We start from the raw sequence: 3906 nt of genomic DNA, 5'->3' as shown, positions 1-3906 counted from the left end.
CCGAACCCACCAGCTCCTTGTCCCCCCTGGGCGGTGCTGCGCTGGGTGCGGTTGACTTTCGCTGTCTCGAATCCCGTGAGTTCCTTCCGAGACGCGGGACCCCTGTTCCGCGCGGATAATCACCATAACTGCTCATTTTGCCTCCGATGTTGATGTCTGAAATATTTTCATGATTCCTGAAGCTTCTGTGATATTCATGATCAGTGCGGAATATTGCTGAACCCGGGTGTGCGTGATGGTGCTTGCTGCGGTTCGTTCCATCGGGTTCAGCCAGGCGTTGCGTTCCGAGCAGGACGAGGAAGACTTCGAGCAAGAACTCGTAGATCAATTCCTGCTCGCCCAAATCGGGGCGGGAGTGACTGACCGGTTCGTCAGGACTGAGCGCTCGGTGATCTTTGAGTTCGCCCGATTCCTCGGCCAGTACTTGTGGACAGCGTCGCCTTCGGACGCTGACCGGTTTCTTGCCCATCTGCGTCATGAACGCCGGCAGGCGCGGTCCACGAGGGAAAGCAAAGCCGGTACTTTGGCCAGGTTCTTCGACTTCCTGATCGCCCGATACCAGGGAGATATCCATGCGCTCACTGGCTACGTGGTCCTGCAGCCGATCGACGAATTCAACCGGCCCTCCAGCTCGGCATTCGTTGCCGCCCGGATCCCGCCCAGCGACCCGGAAATAGAGACACTGTTCGCTAACTGGCGTGATGCCCTGCCCGAGGCCAGGAAGTATCTGCCGGCAGCCCGCGACTATCTGGCCGCGTCGTTGTGGCGCCGCGCCGGGTTGCGGATCAACGAGACCCTTATGCTCGACATCAAGGACTGGCGCCCCGATCTCGGGGAGCACGGCAAAATCCACGTGCGGTTCGGGAAGGGCAGCCGCGGCCGTGGTGCCAAACCTCGGCTGGTTCCGGCGATCAACTCCGTTGATTCGTTGCTGCAGTGGTGGCTGACGGACGTGCGCCATCAGTTTGGTGATGACTATCTGGATCCGGACGCGCCCCTGTTCCCGAGCGAGCGGCGCGACCAACACACCGGTGGCTGCGCCCGGGTCGGTGATGACGCGCTCCGGGCCGGGCTTGCCAGCGCGGTCGAGCGTTGGCTGCCGGCGTGGCAGGGACGACTCAGTCCGCACGGACTGCGGCACTACTGTGCGTCGTCCCTCTATGCTCGGGGCCTGGACTTGAAAGCCGTCCAGGAACTGCTCGGACACGAATGGCTCTCGACCACCACCCGCTATATCCACGTCCATGCGGACCACATCGACCATGCCTGGGCGGTCGCAAACGAACGTCTGGCTGCCCGGCTGACAGGAGAGTGACAAGATGCGTTGGAACCTACGAATGGTCGCCGCGGAGCGAGGAATCTGGAAATCGACCGAGCTCCGGCGTCGGCTTGCCGACGCCGGACTGGAGATCAGCACTGGCAAGATGTCCGGCCTCTGGACCGGAACACCGACCACTATCCGGCTCGAAGACCTGGACGTCATCTGCGCCGTGCTGAACTGCTCCCCCACGGAGCTGCTGATCTGCGAGCCAGAGAAGGTAGCCGCTGCCCGGCCGAAACTGGCCGAAGCATCCTCAGGCGGTGCCGTCCCGTCCGTGGTCCCACGGCTCGGTCGCAACCGTTCCAAGCCACCGGTATGAGAGGGGCCAGCCGCCCCCGCCAGTGCAGTGTCTGTGACCAGCGGCCAGTCGCCTGGAGCTACCCGCGCCGGACGAAGTTCTGCTACGACTGCATGCCCGGCGGGCCCTTCGTGCCGCCGCCCTGTCGACGATGCGGACGAACCGAGGGGTACTACTCGGCAGGGCTGTGCGATCAATGCCACCGCAGCGCACCTCAGCCCGTGGCCGCGTGTCGGGACTGCCAGTCCTGGGGCGTGGGCAGGATCCACGCTTGGCTCTGCGAGGCCTGCAAAGCCTGGCGAACGAAGTACGCCCAAGGAACCTGCAAGGCATGCGGCGTGAACGCTGCGGTTAATGACGATCAGGGCTGCAGGCTCTGCTGGCATCAGTTCCTCGCCGCTGGAGGCCGGAAAGGCGGGGCCGATCTGCTCGAGGCCAACCGCTTCGGCCAGCAACTCTTCATCGCCAACCTCCGCCATGCCAGCGCAGGACAACGACGCGGCACGCGACGGCACCGCACGCAACAACCACTGGCTGGACCGGCCTTGGGGTTCACGCCCGTGGCCCACCGCCAGCTGGTGCTCTTTCCCGCACCGGCACGCGATCTGGAGCGAGGACGCATCTTCGGTTTCCCGGCCCCGCCCGACCCTGTGATGGGCGCCTTCCTGGACGCGTTCGTCCTCGACTACGCGGAAAAGCACGGGTGGAGCCTGACAGCGACCAAAATCGTCCGCCGCGGACTTGCCGTCGCCCTTGGCCTGCAGGACACTCCGGGGGCGCCTCTGCGCGCCACCGACATTCTTGAACTGCAGCCAGTTGGAACGAACACAGTGCGGTTGCTGGAGGTTTGCCATGCGGCCGGGCTGCTCGAGGACGACCGTGAACCGGCCGTCGACAAGTGGTTCAGCACCGCCGTCGCGGGGCTTCCCGAACAAATGCGCCACGAGCTGGGCCGTTGGTACGTGGTCATGACCCACGGCAGCATGACTCCACCGCGCAGTAAACCCCGGTCGGAGCAGACCATCCGCTTGTACCTGCGGTGGTCGCTCCTTGCCCTCAACGCTTGGGCAGCGGCCGGACACACCACCCTCCGCGAAATCACCACAGACGACGTTAGAGAAGTCCTTCCCGGCTCCGGCAATCCGCGCGCCACCATGGGGCAAGGACTGCGATGCTTGTTCCGGGTCCTCAAGGCCCACCGGGTCATCTTCTTCAACCCCATCGGGTCGATACGCACCGGCACCCACGAGACCCGCCAACCTATGCCTCTGCCCGCATCCGCGCTGCGTGAGGCCATCAACTCCACGGACCCAGCCCGCGCAGCAGTCACAGCTATTGTCGCTTTCCACGGACTCCGGTCCGGTCAAGTGCGCAAGCTCCAACTGACTGACATCCACGACGGTCGACTGCACGTAGACCAACGGGTCATCCCGCTCGCTCAACCCGTCCGGGACCGACTGGCCGCATGGCTGGCCTACCGTGAAAAAAGATGGCCCAAGACGACCAACCCTCATCTGTTCATCAGCCGACGCACAGCCTTGGACTACTCCTCCGTTGGCATTGCATGGATCAACACGTCCATGGGCATGACCGTCCAGGAAATCCGCGAGGACCGGATCCTCCACGAACTGCTCGCCAACGGGGGCGACATCCGACGGCTCTGCGACATGTTCGGGCTCAGCATTCCCGGAGCGGCCCGCTACTCCGCCGTGCTGGAACACACGGACCTCCGTAACCGTTGAACCTGTCATGCCACAGGGCTTGGCCCCAATTGGTAGGTCGCGCGCCAACACGTATCTTGTTTCAATGGGAAAGCGATTCGGTATTACCGACAAAATCAGGGTCACGATGGTTGCTTCACATGGCACGAGCCCGCTTGTCAGTGCTCCGCTGCCCCTATGAGCGTCTACGTTGTCTGCCCGATGTGTGAGCAGGGCCGCGTCGAGACTTACCGCGTGAAAGCCACCGGTGAAGTCCTGCAACTCTGCGATGAGTGCGATTCGACGTGGGATGTCGGAGCCGAACTCAGCGCGACAGAGTTCGGCTTCATCGAAGACTTCCTGAAGGAACGCGGCCTCGACCCCCTCTGGGCAGAGCTCGAGAGAGTGGAAGGGCCCTAGCGCCGTGAACACGACGAGGTGCGTCAGCCGTGCTCGCACGGGCTGAGCCGTGACCTCTACCGTCCGCGACCATCCCAAACCCAAGGTTTTCTGCCCGTTATGCTGAGATGCTGCCACTTGAGTTCCCAGCGGAAGACCCTTCAGCTTTGCTGAACCCACGGGAAACA

General features: G+C 63.4%; 4 protein-coding genes. All 4 read left to right on the top strand.

The window, feature by feature from the left end; all coding sequences use genetic code 11:
* Positions 1-235 precede the first annotated feature (235 nt).
* The gene (locus ACLRGI_RS20325; RefSeq protein WP_419203271.1) at positions 236-1315 is read left to right on the top strand and encodes a tyrosine-type recombinase/integrase; all 1080 of its coding nucleotides are present in this window, start codon (positions 236-238) and stop codon (positions 1313-1315) included.
* Positions 1316-1337: 22 nt separating this feature from the next.
* The gene (locus ACLRGI_RS20320; RefSeq protein ID WP_419203270.1) at positions 1338-1640 is read left to right on the top strand and encodes a helix-turn-helix domain-containing protein; all 303 of its coding nucleotides are present in this window, start codon (positions 1338-1340) and stop codon (positions 1638-1640) included.
* 317 nt (positions 1641-1957) lie between these two features.
* Positions 1958-3361 carry a site-specific integrase gene (locus ACLRGI_RS20315; RefSeq protein ID WP_419203269.1) on the top strand — a complete coding sequence of 468 codons (1404 nt, stop codon included), beginning with the start codon at positions 1958-1960 and terminating at the stop codon, positions 3359-3361.
* Between the two features lie 156 nt (positions 3362-3517).
* On the top strand, positions 3518-3739 hold the full coding sequence (locus ACLRGI_RS20310) for a hypothetical protein (RefSeq protein WP_419203267.1): 222 nt from the start codon (positions 3518-3520) through the stop codon (positions 3737-3739).
* The last annotated feature ends 167 nt before the right edge of the window (positions 3740-3906 follow it).

Origin of the sequence: Paenarthrobacter sp. PPS72 (assembly GCF_048537125.1) — a bacterium.
Classification (GTDB): Bacteria; Actinomycetota; Actinomycetes; order Actinomycetales; family Micrococcaceae; genus Arthrobacter; species Arthrobacter nitroguajacolicus_E.
Note: the sequence above shows the minus strand (reverse complement) of the source record. Positions and strands in the feature narration are given on the sequence as shown.

Excerpts from the sequence above, each read along its gene's own strand:
- ACLRGI_RS20325 (WP_419203271.1), top strand. The coding sequence starts at position 236 with ATGGTGCTTGCTGCGGTTCGTTCCATCGGGTTCAGCCAGGCGTTGCGT.
- ACLRGI_RS20320 (WP_419203270.1), top strand. The coding sequence starts at position 1,338 with ATGGTCGCCGCGGAGCGAGGAATCTGGAAATCGACCGAGCTCCGGCGT.
- ACLRGI_RS20310 (WP_419203267.1), top strand. The coding sequence starts at position 3,518 with ATGAGCGTCTACGTTGTCTGCCCGATGTGTGAGCAGGGCCGCGTCGAG.